Source organism: Lentzea miocenica, assembly GCF_033949945.1.
Taxonomy (GTDB): domain Bacteria; phylum Actinomycetota; class Actinomycetes; order Mycobacteriales; family Pseudonocardiaceae; genus Lentzea; species Lentzea miocenica.
On sequence record NZ_JAXAVW010000020.1, the window covers coordinates 1 to 13,387 of the forward strand.

13 protein-coding genes are annotated in these 13,387 nt (G+C 69.8%); 6 read left to right on the forward strand and 7 right to left on the reverse strand.

Features of this window, described 5'->3' with window-relative positions:
• The 3 genes from SK803_RS23965 to SK803_RS23975 form a co-directional block, all read left to right on the forward strand.
• A partial coding sequence (locus SK803_RS23965) for a glycoside hydrolase family 48 protein (RefSeq protein ID WP_319968316.1) occupies positions 1-541 on the forward strand: 541 nt, incomplete at its 5' end.
• Positions 542-553: 12 nt separating this feature from the next.
• On the forward strand, positions 554-1,810 hold the full coding sequence (locus SK803_RS23970) for a lytic polysaccharide monooxygenase (RefSeq protein ID WP_319968317.1): 1,257 nt from the start codon (positions 554-556) through the stop codon (positions 1,808-1,810).
• Positions 1,811-1,929: 119 nt separating this feature from the next.
• Positions 1,930-3,660 (forward strand): glycoside hydrolase family 6 protein, encoded by a 1,731-nt coding sequence (locus tag SK803_RS23975; RefSeq protein ID WP_319968318.1) that lies wholly within the window; start codon positions 1,930-1,932, stop codon positions 3,658-3,660.
• Between the two features lie 122 nt (positions 3,661-3,782).
• On the opposite strand, the gene SK803_RS23980 is transcribed toward SK803_RS23975, so the two are convergent.
• The 3 genes from SK803_RS23980 to SK803_RS23990 are packed head-to-tail and all read right to left on the reverse strand — an operon-like array spanning position 3,783 to position 5,033.
• Entirely contained in the window at positions 3,783-4,283 is a 501-nt protein-coding gene (locus SK803_RS23980; protein ID WP_319968319.1) for a GNAT family N-acetyltransferase, read from the reverse strand.
• Complete coding sequence (locus tag SK803_RS23985) at positions 4,280-4,660, reverse strand: hypothetical protein (RefSeq protein WP_319968320.1); 381 nt, start codon at positions 4,658-4,660, stop codon at positions 4,280-4,282. The genes SK803_RS23980 and SK803_RS23985 overlap by 4 nt, the downstream gene beginning before the upstream one ends.
• Complete coding sequence (locus SK803_RS23990; RefSeq protein WP_319968321.1) at positions 4,653-5,033, reverse strand: hypothetical protein; 381 nt, start codon at positions 5,031-5,033, stop codon at positions 4,653-4,655. Before SK803_RS23990 ends, SK803_RS23985 begins: the two co-directional genes overlap by 8 nt.
• A gap of 276 nt (positions 5,034-5,309) precedes the next feature.
• On the opposite strand from SK803_RS23990, the gene SK803_RS23995 reads away from it, so the two are divergent.
• A complete protein-coding gene (locus SK803_RS23995) occupies positions 5,310-6,626 on the forward strand; it encodes an MFS transporter (RefSeq protein ID WP_319968322.1) in 1,317 nt (438 codons plus the stop codon).
• Between the two features lie 3 nt (positions 6,627-6,629).
• On the opposite strand, the gene SK803_RS24000 is transcribed toward SK803_RS23995, so the two are convergent.
• Positions 6,630-7,004 (reverse strand): VOC family protein, encoded by a 375-nt coding sequence (locus SK803_RS24000; RefSeq protein ID WP_319968323.1) that lies wholly within the window; start codon positions 7,002-7,004, stop codon positions 6,630-6,632.
• Between the two features lie 3 nt (positions 7,005-7,007).
• Positions 7,008-7,730, reverse strand: a complete 723-nt coding sequence (locus tag SK803_RS24005) for an arsenate reductase/protein-tyrosine-phosphatase family protein (protein WP_319968324.1) — start codon at positions 7,728-7,730, stop codon at positions 7,008-7,010.
• A 127-nt stretch (positions 7,731-7,857) separates the two neighbouring features.
• Between SK803_RS24005 and SK803_RS24010 the strand changes: the two genes are divergently transcribed.
• Together SK803_RS24010 and SK803_RS24015 are read left to right on the forward strand one after the other, a co-directional pair.
• On the forward strand, positions 7,858-10,128 hold the full coding sequence (locus SK803_RS24010) for a proprotein convertase P-domain-containing protein (RefSeq protein WP_319968325.1): 2,271 nt from the start codon (positions 7,858-7,860) through the stop codon (positions 10,126-10,128).
• A gap of 82 nt (positions 10,129-10,210) precedes the next feature.
• Positions 10,211-10,645 (forward strand): GNAT family N-acetyltransferase, encoded by a 435-nt coding sequence (locus SK803_RS24015; protein ID WP_319968327.1) that lies wholly within the window; start codon positions 10,211-10,213, stop codon positions 10,643-10,645.
• Here SK803_RS24015 and SK803_RS24020 read toward each other — a convergent pair.
• Positions 10,589-11,884, reverse strand: coding sequence for a cation:proton antiporter (locus SK803_RS24020; protein ID WP_319968328.1), 1,296 nt, complete (start codon positions 11,882-11,884; stop codon positions 10,589-10,591). The two genes, SK803_RS24015 and SK803_RS24020, sit on opposite strands and share 57 nt — an antisense overlap.
• A 32-nt stretch (positions 11,885-11,916) precedes the next feature.
• Positions 11,917-13,353: an FAD-dependent oxidoreductase gene (locus tag SK803_RS24025; protein WP_319968329.1), complete on the reverse strand. Its 1,437-nt coding sequence runs from the start codon at positions 13,351-13,353 to the stop codon at positions 11,917-11,919.
• Positions 13,354-13,387: the final 34 nt, after the last annotated feature.

Here is a 13,387-nt window from a genome sequence, read left to right on the forward strand (position 1 = left end):
CACCAACTTCCAGATCCCCGCCGACCTCGAGTGGACGGGCGCGCCGGACACGTGGAACGCCACCAACCCCGGCGCGAACGCGAACCTGCGAGTCCGCGTGGCGACGAAGAACCAGGACGTCGGCATCGCCGCGTCGTACGCGAAGGTGCTGCTGAACTACGCGGCCAAGTCCGGGCACGCCCAGGCGAAGGCCACCGGTGAAGCGCTTCTGACGTCGTTGCTGTCGCACCAGGACAACCTGGGCATCGCGACGCCGGAGACGCGCGCGGACTACAACCGTTTCGACGACGTCTACAACGCGTCGAACGGCGAGGGTCCGTACGTGCCGCCGGGCTGGACCGGGCGGATGCCCAACGGCGACCAGATCGCCCAGGGCGCGTCGTTCCTGTCGATCCGGTCGATGTTCCGCAACGACCCGCAGTGGCCGAAGGTGCAGTCCTATCTGGACGGTGGACCGGCACCGACGTTCACCTACCACCGCTTCTGGGCGCAAGCCGAGATAGCCACCGCGTTCTCCCTGCACACCGAACTCTTCGGCTGAGGAGTACCCGAGATGAGGAAACGACTAGCGCTGTTCACCGTGGTCGCCTGCACGGCCGCGGTCCTGGTGCACACCGGCGGCACGGCGGTGGCGCACGGTTCGATGACGTGGCCCGGCAGCCGCACCTACCTCTGCTACGAGGACGGCCGCGCCGGTGGTGGTGGCGGCGATCTCCAGCCCACCAACCCGGCGTGCGTCGCGGCGGTCGCCCAGGGCGGGAAGCAACCGCTGTGGGACTGGTTCGGCAACCTGATCAGCAACGCCGCCGGGCGGCACCGGGAGATCGTCCCGGACGGCAGCCTCTGCGGCCCCACCACGAAGTACAGCGCCTACAACCTGCCTCGCGCTGACTGGCCGTCGACGCGGGTGACCGCGAACAGCACCGTCACCTTCCGCTACAACGCGTGGGCGCCGCACCCCGGCACCTGGGAGCAGTACGTCACCAAGGACGGCTTCGACGTCACCAAGCCGCTGAAGTGGTCCGATCTGGAGGCCGTGCCATTCGACAAGATCACCAACCCGCCGCTGGCCGGCGGCGAGTACTCCTGGCAGGCGCGGCTGCCCAACAAGTCCGGCAGGCACGTCATCTACTCGCTCTGGCAGCGCTCCGACAGCCCGGAGGCGTTCTACAGCTGCTCCGACGTCGTGTTCGGCGGCGGCACCGGTACCCCGGACACGCAGGCACCTACCGCGCCCGGCACGCCCGTCGCGTCCACGATCACCGGCAACTCGGTGAAGCTCGACTGGACGGCGGCCACGGACAACATCGGGGTGTCGGAGTACCGCGTGTACAACGGCAGCCAGGTCGTGGCGACCTCGGGCAGCAACTCCGCGACGGTCACCGGGCTCACCGCGAACACCGACTACACGCTGAACGTGGTCGCGCTGGACGCCGCGGGCAACGCCTCACCGGCCTCGGCGAGCGTCGCGGTCAGAACGGGCAGCCTCGGGGCGTGTTCGGTGTCGTACACCAAACCGAGCACGTGGAACGGCGGCTTCACGGCGAACGTGAAGATCACCAACGGTGGTACGTCCGCGATCCCCGCCTGGCAGCTCGCCTGGGACTTCCCGGCCGGGCAGACCCTCACCCAGGCCTGGTCGTCCACGATCACCGTGACGAACGGGAAAGCGACCGCGAAGGGCGCGTCGTACAACGCGGACGTGCCGGCCGGTGGCTCGGTGAACTTCGGGTTCAACGCCGGCACGACCGGCGCGGTGACGGACCCGACGTCCTTCACGCTCAACGGTTCCGCCTGTTCCACAGGGTGAGAGGGCACTGACGCCCTCCCGGTGGCGGGTTCGGTCGCGTGCGCCCTCCTCGTCGCGCGCGCCGAACCCGCCCCGGACCTTCCAGATCGAACACCAATGACAGAAGGAGATCCGGGACAATGACGTTCATCGGACGAAGGCGGTGGGCCTCGGCGGGAGTGGTGGTCGCGACTGCCGTCGCTACCGCGGGGATCGCGCTGAGCGCGCCCTCCGCCGGAGCCGCACCCGGCTGTCGCGTCGACTACACCGCGAGCAACTGGGGCGGTGGTGGTTTCGGCGGCAAGGTGAAGATCACCAACCTCGGCGACTCGCTGTCCTCGTGGACGCTGAGGTTCTCGTTCCCCGGCACGCAGAAGGTGACGCAGGGCTGGAGCGCCAACTGGTCCCAGTCGGGCGCCGACGTGACCGCGACGAGCATGTCGTGGAACGGCAACCTGGGTGTCGGCGGGGCGACCGAGATCGGCTTCAACGGCAGCTACACCGGTTCCAGCAACGTGGACCCCACGTCCTTCTCGTTGAACGGCACCGTCTGCACCGGCCAGCAACCGCCGACCTCGACCACCACGACGACCACCTCCGGCAACCCGAACCCCGGCAACCGCGTCGACAACCCGTACGCGAACGCCAAGGTGTACGTGAACGCGGACTGGTCGGCCAAGGCGAACGCCGAACCGGGCGGCTCGCGCGTGGCGAACCAGCCCACCGGTGTGTGGCTGGACCGGATCGCGGCGATCACCGGCACCACCGGCGCGCGCGGCCTGGCCGCGCACCTCGACGACGCGGTGCGCCAGGCGGCGGGCTCACCCCTCGTGATCCAGCTGGTGATCTACAACCTGCCCGGCAGGGACTGCTCGGCGCTGGCCTCCAACGGTGAGCTCAAGGCCACCGAGATCGACAGGTACAAGACGGAGTACATCGACCCGATCGCGGCGATCCTCGCCAGGCCCGCCTACGCGAACCTGCGGATCGTCACCGTGGTCGAGATCGACTCGCTGCCGAACCTGATCACCAACGTCACGCCGCGGCCGACGTTCACGCCGCAGTGCGACACGATGAAGGCCAACGGCAACTACGTCACCGGTGTCGGTTACGCGCTGGCGAAGCTCGGCGCGGTCCCGAACGTCTACAACTACCTCGACGTCGGCCACCACGGCTGGCTGGGCTGGGACGACAACTTCGGCCCGACGGCCGAGCTGTTGTTCCAGGCGGCGAACGCCCAGGGCAGCACCAAAGCGAACGTGCACGGCTTCATCGCCAACACCGCCAACTACGGCATCCTGAAGGAGCCGTACTTCAAGGTCGACGACAACATCAACGGCGAGGTCGTCCGCGAGAAGGCCAAGTGGGTCGACTGGAACCGCTACATCGACGAACTCGGCTACGCGCAGGCGTTCCGGCAGCGTGCGGTGCAGGCCGGTTTCGACGCGGGCGTCGGCATGCTGATCGACACCAGCCGCAACGGCTGGGGCGGCGCGGCCCGTCCCACCGGACCCGGCCCGCGCACGACGGCGGACGCGTTCGTCAACGGCGGCAGGCTCGACCGCCGCATCCACCTGGGCAACTGGTGCAACCAGTCCGGTGCCGGTCTGGGCGAGCGGCCCAAGGCGGCGCCGGAGGCCGGTGTCGACGCCTACGTGTGGATCAAGCCGCCGGGTGAGTCGGACGGCGCGAGCAAGGAGATCCCGAACAACGAGGGCAAGGGCTTCGACCGGATGTGCGACCCGACGTACACCGGCAACCCGCGCAACGGCAACAGCATGTCCGGTTCGCTGGGCGACGCGCCGCTGTCCGGTCACTGGTTCTCCTCGCAGTTCCAGGAGCTCATGCGCAACGCGTACCCGGCTCTGTAGACCATCCGGAAAGGACAGACGCGCACGATGAAAGCCTTCTCCGTGCGCTGGTCCTGTTGTCGCCGGCCGTCGTCGCCACCCCCGAGGCGACGGCGGCCGGCGACGGCGCGCATGACCGGTGCTCAGGCGATCTCGAAGTGCACCACGCCGTCCTCGTCCTCCCACACCACCTTCCCCAGCGTGCGCCACAGATCCAGCGCGCCGGGGGAGTGGCGGTAGGCGTGCAGGTAGACCGAGCGGTAGCCGGCGTCCGCCCGTGCGAACTCCAGCAGTTCGGTCACCAGTGAACGGGCGAGACCGCGCCTGCGGTGCTCCGGGCGCACGTACACGCGCCGCAGCTGGGCCGTTTCCCCGCGGGGATAGCGCTCGGCGAGCCACTCGGGCTGTCGCGGGCCGCGTGAGTCCAGTGCCGCGGTCGCGACGATCACGCTCTGCTCGTCGACGGCGACCAGCAGGGTGTGGCGGGCCGGCGTGAGGTAGTGCCCGGCGAGGTCGATCACGTCCTCGTGCCACCGCGGCACGTATCCGGTGCCGAAGTCGCGGTAGAGAGCGTCGAGCATCACCGCCCGCGCGCCACCGAGGTCGTCGATCGCGGCCACCCTGATGTCGTAGTCGACGCTCACGCCGTCTTCCGCAACCAGAGCAGGCCGAGCACGGGCAGCACGAGCGGGATGAAGCCGTAGCCGATGCCGAACGTCGACCACACCGTCGCGTCCGGGAACGCCCGCGGCACGAAAAGACTGACGAACCCGACCGTGACCACGCCGATGAGTTCGATCGCGCACGCCACGAGCGCCACCCGGCGTGCGTTGAGCGCGAGCGTGATGGTGGCCAGCACGTACACGACGGCGGCGAACGCCGACAGCAGGTACGCGACCGGTGCCTGGTCGAACCGCGTGATGAGCTGCACGGCGGACCGGGAGGTCGCGGCGATGGCGAAGATGCCGTAGACCGCGATCAACATGCGGCCGGGGCCCTGACGGGTGGCCGCGTCACGCATGTCCGGCCCAGATCTGTCCCAGCCGCACGATCATCACCGGCACGCTCAGGCAGGCGACCGCCAGCACGCCGCCGCTCCAGCGGGTGCGTTCGGCCGCCGACCACATCAGGGCGAGCGGGAGGATCACCACGGGGCCGACGAGGTAGCCGACGAACGAGAACTTGTCGATCTCGCGGTCCAGCCCGGCCATCTTCACGATCCCGGCCACCGCCTGGACCAGCAGCCCGACCTCGAGCAGGGCGAGCACCGCCGCCAGGCCGAGCTTCGGCTTGGTCACCGGCAGCAGCGGTTTGTTCAGCACGATCAGCGCGACCGACCAGGCGGCGCCGGCCAGCGCGAGGACGGTCAGCACCGTCGGCAGCAGGTCGATCATGGGGCTCGTTTCCGGGGAGGCGGGATCGACACGGAATCTAGCGGAGCGTTGGCGAGGTAGTTACGCGGCAAGGGACCGTCGCCTGGCCCTGATGGCGTCTGCAAGTACCGCCAACTCAACATCAACAAGCACTTTGCCACTACCAACAGCTCCTGGGCAACACCGTCCGTGGTGGACGGATCGTGCTCGGCGTCGATACGGCCAGAGTCTGGTTGTTGCCATGCTTCGGCTGTTGCACCGTCGACGCAAACCTGTTGGCGTGCTTATAGTTCCGCCGTGATTTCCGTCCTGCGCAACCGCACGTACCGGAACCTGTTCGGCGCCCAGGTCGTGGCGCTGACCGGGACGGGACTGGCGACCGTCGCGCTGGGCCTGCTGGCGTACGACATCGCCGGAGCCGACGCGGGAGCGGTGCTCGGAACCGCGCTGGCGATCAAGATGATCGCCTACGTCGGGGTGGCGCCGATCGCGGCGGCCCTGCTCGGCGCGTTGCCCCGCCGGGCGGTGCTGGTCGCGCTCGACGTGGTCAGGGCCGGCGTGGCGGTGGCGCTGCCGTGGGTCGACGAGGTCTGGCAGGTCTACGTCCTCATCTTCCTGCTCCAGGCGGCATCCGCGGCTTTCACGCCGTTGTTCCAGTCGACCATTCCGGACGTGCTGCCCGACGAACGCGACTACACCCGCGCCATCACGTTGTCCCGGATGACCTACGACCTGGAGAGCCTGCTCAGTCCCGCGCTGGCCGCGCTGGCGCTGGCACTGGTGAGCTTCCACCAGCTCTTCCTCGGCACCGCGATCGGGTTCGCGGCGTCGGCCCTGCTGGTGCTGTCCACGCTCGTGCCGCAGCCGGAACCGTTGCCCCGCAAGTGGTACGACACCACGACCCGCGGCATCCGCATCTACCTCGCCACGCCACGGCTGCGCGGGCTGCTGGCCGTGCACCTCGCCGCCGCGGCCGCCGGATCGATGGTGTTCGTGAACACCGTCGCGTACGTGCGGGACGGGCTCGGGCGCGACGCGTCCGACGTTGCCATCGCTCTCGCGGTCAACGGCGCCGGTTCGCTCGTGGCGGCGTTCGCCCTGCCCCGACTGCTCGAACGCTTCACCGACCGCGCAGTGGTGCTGCGGGCCGCGGCGGCGTTGTTCGCCTTGTTGTTCGCCGGCGCGCTGTTCGCCGCGGACTGGCAGGTGTTGCTGCTCGTGTGGGCGTTGATCGGTGCCGGGTGCTCACTGGCCCTCACGCCCGGCGCGCGTCTGCTGCGCCGGTCGGCCGATCCGGCGGACCGGCCGGCGTTGTTCGCCGCCGACTTCGCGCTGTCCCACGCGTGCTGGCTGCTCTGCTACCCGCTGGCGGGCTGGGTCGCCACGGCGGTGAACATGACCGCCGCCTTCCTCGTGCTCGGCGTGCTCACCGCGACGGGCGCGGTCGTCGCGTGGAGGCTCTGGCCCGCACGCGATCCGGAAGTCGTCGAACACGACCACCACGACCTCGAACCGCAGCACGAACATCTGCACGACGCGGTGCTCGCCGGCGGGGTGTGGAGGCATTCGCACGAATTCCGGATCGACGACCACCACCTGCGCTGGCCGCGCTGAGCCTCAGCCGGCGGGCTGGAAGAGCTCGACGAGGTTGCCCGCGGGGTCGGTGAGCAGGATCTGCCGCCCGCCGGGCCCGCTGACCAGGTCGCTCGCGAAGGACACGCCCGCCGCGCGCAGCCGGGTGATCTCGGCGTCGAGGTCGTCCACGACGAGGTGGACGCGGTTGCGGCCGGCGGCGAGCGAGTCCGCCGGGGTGGCACGGGCGCCGGAGCTGGCCGGTCCGGACAGCAGCAGGCGCAGCGGCCCGCGCACCACGTCGGCGAACGCGGGCGCGGCGTCGGTGCGCACGGCGAATCCGAAGTGGACGGTGTAGAAGTCGACGGCGGCTTGGACGTCGTCGACGAGGTAACGGACACTGGCGAGTTGGTCGGTCATCGTTCACCCCTTCTGACGCGCTGCCGCGGCGAGGACGGGCAGCAGATGGCGGACGCGGGTGTCGATCTCCGCGGCGGTGCTGACGAACTCCGGGTAGCCGGTCGGCTCCGGGATGCTCCAGTGGACCGGCCGGTGCGTGCCCTCGAACTCCGGGCAGACCTCGCGCACCTTGTCGCACAAGGTGATCACGTGGTCGAAGCTCGCGCGGACGGCGTCGAGCGAGCGAGGGCTCCTGCCGGACACGTCGATGCCGAACTCCTCGCGCAGCACCCGGACGGCGTGCGGATGCGGTTGCTGCCGGGGACGGCTGCCCGCACTGGTGACCTTGATCCCGGGCGCGCGCTGCCGCAGCAGAGCCTCGGCGATCGGCGAACGCGCGCTGTTGCCGGTGCAGGCGAAGAGCACCCGGACTCCGTTGAGGGACAACGGTGCCGGGCTCGCCTGGAGCTCCAGCGCCGGGTGCAGCGCGGCACCCGTGCCGGTGAGCAGGGTGCCGCAGCGGTCGAGGTCGAGGTGGTAGTACGTGTCGCGGCCGTCGAACGTGCTGCGCCGCGAGGTGACCAGGCCGCCGTCGCGCAGCAGCCGCAGGTGGTAGGAGACCAGGTTCTGCGGCTCACGCACGCGTTCGGTCAGTTCGCGCACGCGGTGGTCGCTGCCGGCCAACTCGGTCAGCAGCTGCCACCTGAGCGGATGGGCGGCCATCCGCAGGAACTCCGGCGCGGCCATGCCGCCACGATACATCAAACCAGCTTGATGTAAATGGCGGTGACAACCATCCGAACGGCCTGATGTCGGGGCGGGTCGGCGAGGTTACGTTCGCCTGACCCTGCAATCCCTGCGAAGGAGCCCCACAGTGCGAAGAAGATCCGTGCTGTCCACCACGCTGGCAACCGTGGTGGTCGCGGCAGCGATGGTCGTCCCTGCGGCCGCCGCGCCACTGGCCGGTTGCTCCGGCACCAACGACGGTGACGTGGCGATCGGCGACAACACCACCGTGGAGTCGCCGCTCACCATCACCGACTGCCCGTCGGTCCCGTCGGCGACCAGCACCGTGCCGGTGAAGATCGTGCACACCTACATCGGCGACCTCCAGGTGTCCCTGATCGCACCGGACGGTTCCGCCTACGTCCTGCACAACCGCACCGGCGGTTCGGCGGACAACATCGACCAGACCTACACCGTCAACCTGTCGGGTGAGACCTCGAACGGCACGTGGAAGCTGCGGGTCAACGACAACGCGGCCAACGACACCGGCCGGATCGACTCCTGGTCGCTGAACCTCGGCTCCACCCCGGCCAACGACTTCTCCGTCGCCACGTCGCCTGCCTCCGGTTCGGTCGCGGCGGGCTCGTCGGCCACGACGACCGTGCAGACGCAGACCACCAGCGGTCAGGCGCAAACCGTCCAGCTCACCGCGAGTGGCCTGCCCTCCGGCGCCACCGCGTCGTTCAACCCGGCGTCCGTCACCACCGGCACGAACTCGACGCTGACGATCGCGACCAGCGCGTCCACGCCGTCGGGCACCTACCCGGTGACCGTGCGGGCCGCGGGCAGCACGACCAGGACCGCGACCTACTCGCTGACCGTCACCGGCGGCACCGCGCCGCAGATCCCCGACATCGACATCGCGGCGGTCAAGCAGCACCTGACCCAGTTCAGCACCATCGCCACGCAGAACGGCGGCAACCGGCGTTCGACCACGGCCGGCTACCGCGCGTCGGTGACGTACGTGAAGGACAAGCTCACCGCGGCCGGGTTCGCCGTGACCGAACAGCCGTGCACCTCCGGCTGCACCACCGGCGCCGGCCCGAACGTGATCGCCGAGTGGCCGGGCGGCAACGCGAACAACGTCTACATGTTCGGCGCCCACCTGGACTCCGTCTCCGCGGGCCCCGGCATCAACGACAACGCCTCCGGCTCCTCCGCGCTGCTCGAGACCGCGCTCGTGCTCTCCCGCACGAACCCGACCATGCTGAACAAGGTCCGGTTCGGCTGGTGGACCGACGAGGAGCAGGGCCTGAACGGCTCGCGCTTCTACGTCTCCCAGCTGCCGAGCACGGAGCGCGCAAAGATCAAGACCTACCACAACTTCGACATGGTGGGCTCGGTCAACGGCGGCTACTTCATCAACAACATCAACTCCACCCAGTCGGTGCACATGAAGGCCTACTGGGACTCCCTGAGCCTGTCGCCGGAGGAGAACACCGAGGGCCGCAACCGTTCCGACGACGCGTCCTTCACCAACGCGGGCATCCCCGCGTCCGGCTACGCCATGGGCGCCAGCGCCACCAAGACGTCGGCCCAGGCGACGAAGTGGGGCGGCACCGCGGGCGGCGCGTTCGACCCGTGCTACCACCGGGCCTGCGACACCACGGCCAACATCAGCGACACCCACCTCAACCGCGCGGTCGACGGCATCGCCTACACCCTGTGGAAGTCGGCGGTCGGCAGCAGCACGCCGGGTGCGGACTTCTCCGTGGCCGTGTCGCCCTCCTCGGGTTCGGTGGCGGCGGGTTCTTCGGCCACGGCCACCGTCGCGACCCAGACCGTGAGCGGTGACGCGCAGACCGTGCAGCTGTCCGCCTCCGGTCTGCCTTCTGGCGCAACGGCTTCGTTCAACCCGGCCTCGGTCAGCACCGGCGCGAGCTCGACGCTGACGATCAGCACCACGGCGTCGACCCCGGCGGGCACCTACCCGGTCACGATCACCGCGGCCGGTTCGGTGTCCCGCACCGCGACCTACACCCTGACCGTCACCGGCGGTGGTGGCGGCAGCTGCAACGGCACCAACCCGAACGACGTCGCCGTTCCGGACGCGGGTGCCGCGGTCGACAGCGACGTCGTGATCTCCGGGTGCTCCTCCACGCCGTCCACCGCGGCCACGGTGGCGGTGAACATCCGGCACACCTACATCGGTGACCTGACGGTCGCCCTGATCGCGCCGGACGGCTCGTCGTACACGCTGCACAACCGCACCGGTGGTTCGGCGGACAACATCAACCAGACGTACCCGGTCAATCTGTCCGGTGAGGCCGCCAACGGCACGTGGAAGCTTCGCGTGCGCGACCTGGCGGCGCAGGACACCGGCACGATCGACACCTGGACCCTCAACCTGACCCCGTAACCGATCACGCCTGAAGTGGCATCTCAGTAAACGTCCTGAATGGGTCTACTGAGATGCCACTTCCTCGGCGAGCATGATCGGTGTGACCACCGAACACACCATCGCCGAGCTGGACGACGCGGACACCGCACTGGCCTACGACGCGATTCGCGCACTCCGCCCGCACCTCACCTCCGTCGACCAGTACGTCGACGTGGTTCGCGCGCAGCGCAAGGAGGGCTACCGGATCGTGGCCTCCTTCGACGCGAGCGGCCAGGTGGTCGCGGCAGCGGGATTCCGCCACATGACGAACCTCTACGCGGGCTCGCACATCTACATCGACGACATGACAACGCTGCCGTCGGCGCGCAAGCAGGGGCACGCGGGTGCCCTGCTGAAGTGGGTGGACGAAGAAGCCCGCCGCCTCGGCTGCACGTCGGTCCAGCTCGACTCCGCAACGCACCGCCACGACGCGCACCGGCTATACCTCAACTCCGGGTACGTCATCCCGGCGTTCCACTTCAGCCGGAGTCTTTGAGCGCTTGGCCAGCAGCAGCGCCACCGGCCCTGCGCCGATGCCGTGCAGCACGACGCTGCCCAGCACGCAGATCACCGTGATGGTCAGGATCGTGTCGGCCGCCGATCCCTCCGGCAGCTTGTTGAACGCCAGCAAGCCGAACACGATCGTCGTCGTGCCGCGCGGCCCCAGCGCGCCGACCAGCACCCGTTCACGCCCGGACAACCGTGAGCGCGAGAAGGCGAGGAGCACGGGGACGAGGCGGATCACGGTGAGGACAGCGGCGCAGAACAGCAGCTCCTGCCACGAGACGCCCAGGGAGAAGATGAGCACGGAGGCGATGCCCACCACGAACCACATGGTCATCGTCAGCAGCCCGGTGACGTCCTCCAGCAGGTGCAGATCGGTGTTCAACACGTCGGTCCTGGCCTCGGCGCGTCCGTTGTGGACTCGCCGGGCCTTGAGCAGCCGGTGCACGTACCGGAACGCGATGCCGCAGACGAACGACGCGACGAACCCGTTGCCGTCGATGGCCACGGTCGCGGTGAAGGTCAGCAGCGGCGCGAGCAGCACAGCGACCCGTGCGGACTGGTCGGTGACCCAGCCTGCCTGGTGCGCCCGGTCCATCAGCCACCCGAGCACCGCGCCGATCACGACACCGGCGACGATCGCCTTGACCGCGAACGGCAGGACCGTTCCCAGGGCTTCGAGCGGTGTGCGTTCCTGCGAGTCGTCGCCCGCCAGGATCAACGCGAAGAGGAACAACGGCGAGACGATGCCGTCGTTGTAGCCGCTCTCGACGTTCAACGTGCTGCGCACCCGCACCGACAACGCCGGATCGCGCACCACCCGTTCCGCCGGGGCGAAGTCCGTCGGCACCGTCACGCACGCGACCAGCAGCAACACCGCCCACGGCAGGCCCGGGAACAACAGCCAGCCCAGCAACGCGGCCAGCGCGAGGCTGATCGGCATGGCCACCAGCAGCACCCTGGCCACGAGGCCGGGGTAGGCGCCCCACAACCGGCCCGCGCGCACCTCGGTGGCGTCGACGAACAGCAGCACCGCGAGGATGATCTCCGCCGCGTGCTGCATCGACTCGGTGTTCAGGCCCTCGGCGATGGAGTTCTCGTTGAGCAGCCCGACCGCGACGCCGGCCAGCACCATCACGATGGGCGCGCCGAGGCTCCACCTGTCGAGCCGGGACGCCGCGAGTGAGCGCAAGACCATGGCGAGCGCGGCGGCGAGCAGCAACGAGTTCATGCGACCATCTTCGCTCAGGGTCCTAACAGGACTCAGCGCGGCACGGACTGGGCGAAAGCGAACACCTTGTCCGGGTCGTACTTCGCCACAATCTCCCGCAACCGCCCCAGGTTGGCCCCGTAGCAGGCCTCGGCCCAGCGCGGCAGCCGCGGGTCGATGTAGTTGACGTACCCGGTGTCGCCGACCAGCGCACCGAGCCCGTCGCGCGCCTGCCCCATCGCCCTGGCCGCCTCCGCCGCGGCCTCGGGCGGTGTCTTGAAGTAGAGCTGGGCGCAGGCGAGGGCGTCCCGGTGGGGGAACGCGGTGGCGTTCGCCGCGACGTCCGACACCGCGCCACCCAGGCTGTCGAAGATCAGGTACGACTCGTCGGACTGGCCCGCCATCAGGTTCACCGCGCGGCCGGGGTCGCTGATCGGCGAGCGCACGATGCGGGACGACGCCACGAACGACTCGCGGTCGATCGGGCCGCCCACGAAGTAGCGGGTGGCCTCCGGGTAGCTCTTCGGTTGGATGAACCGCTCGGGAGCGGCGGGCAACGCGGTCAGCAGCCCGGCGAGGTCGCCGGCGGACCCGATGAAGCAGCCGCCGACCCGGCAGGTCGGCTGGGGGCCGCCGCGCACGACGACGTTGGACCACAGTTCGTTCGGTGTCTGCGCGATCCAGCCCTGCCACGCGCCGAGCACGTCCGCGGCGACTCCGGCGGGGTACTGCAGCGAGAACACCGTGACGTCCGGGGCGGGCGCGGTCGAGAACACGAACTCGGTCACGATCGCGAAGTTGCCGCCGCCACCGCCTCGCAGCGCCCAGAACAGGTCGGGCTCCTGCTGCGCGGACGTGGTGACCAGCCGGCCGTCCGCGGTGACCGCGGTCGCCGAGACGAGGTGATCGCAGGTCAGGCCGTACTTGCGGGACAGCACGCCGATGCCGCCGCCGAGCGTGAGGCCGGCGACGCCGACGGACGGGCACGTGCCGGTGGGCAGGCAGCGGCCGGCTTCCGCGAGCACGCGGGCCACCTCGCCGAGCTGAGCGCCGGCGCCGACGCGGACCTGGTCACCGGGCAGCACCTCGACGCCGGCGAGGCCGCGCAGGTCGATCTGCAGGCCGTTCTCCGGCGAGGAGTAGCCGGCGTAGCTGTGGCCACCGCTGCGGGCGGCGATCGGCGCACGGAGTCTGGCTGCTTCCACACAAGCTCGTACGTCGGCCGCGGAGGTGCAACGGGCGACGGCGGCGGGTTTTCGCGCGTCCCACACGGGGTTGAAGCCCTGGTAGGTGAAGCCGTCGTCGCCGGGCAGCACCAGCCTGCCGGACAGCTTGGCGCGCAAGGCGGACCAGTCCGGCGGTCCACTTGAAACGGACGAACTGGACGGAGGCGCCGATGGCCCTCCGGAGGTGGTGCAGGCGGTGAGCGCCACACCCGCGCTCGCCAGTCCCGCGACTCGGAGAAACCTGCGGCGGTCCACGCAGGCCATCGTGGCACAAGATCGCCGCAACCAGTCCTGAGGA